1 protein-coding gene is annotated in these 662 nt (G+C 71.5%); it reads left to right on the forward strand.

Annotated elements, in window-relative coordinates:
- Nucleotides 1–662, forward strand: a 662-nt coding sequence (locus tag A9W96_RS28390) for a hypothetical protein (protein ID WP_067144533.1), incomplete at both ends; no start/stop codon positions are given.

Here is a 662-nt window from a genome sequence, read left to right on the forward strand (position 1 = left end):
GCCTACCCGCCGGGCGGCCCGTACCCGTATGCGCCGCCGGGCGGCCCCGCCTACCCGAACCAGCCGTATCCCCAACCCGGACAGCAGTTTCCGCCGGGAGGCCCGGGCGGCCCGTACCCCCCGGGGCCACCGCCGGGTGGGTCCGGCTCCAAGCTGCCGTGGTTGATCGTCGCCGGTCTGGTCGTACTCGCGGTGATCGCGCTGGTGGCGACGCTGTTGGTGATGCGGGGCCGTCACGACAACAAGCCGGCCGCCGCGCCCTCGACCACGAGCACGTCGGCCTCCCCGCCCAAGAACTCCGCGCAGAACGCGACGGATTGCACCCCGAACGTGTCGGGCGGCGAGATGCCCCGCACCGACTCGATCGCCGCCGGCAAGCTGTCCTTCCCGGCCAGCGCGGCGCCGGGCGGGTGGACGGTGTTCTCCGACGACCAGGGCCCGAACCTGATCGGCGGGCTGGGTGTCGCCCAGGACGTGCCAGGGGCCAATCAGTGGATGATGACGGCCGAGGTCGGCGTTACCAATTTCGTTGCCAGCATGGACCTTACGGCTCAGGCCACGAAGTTGATGCAATGCATCGTCGCCGGCCCCGGCTACGCCAACGCCCAGCCCACGCTCGGGCCGACGAAGTCGTCGTCGATCACCGTGGACGGCACCAAGGC

The sequence above is a fragment of the Mycobacterium sp. 1245852.3 genome (assembly GCF_001669335.1).
In the GTDB taxonomy this organism is placed as follows: Bacteria; Actinomycetota; Actinomycetes; order Mycobacteriales; family Mycobacteriaceae; genus Mycobacterium; species Mycobacterium europaeum_A.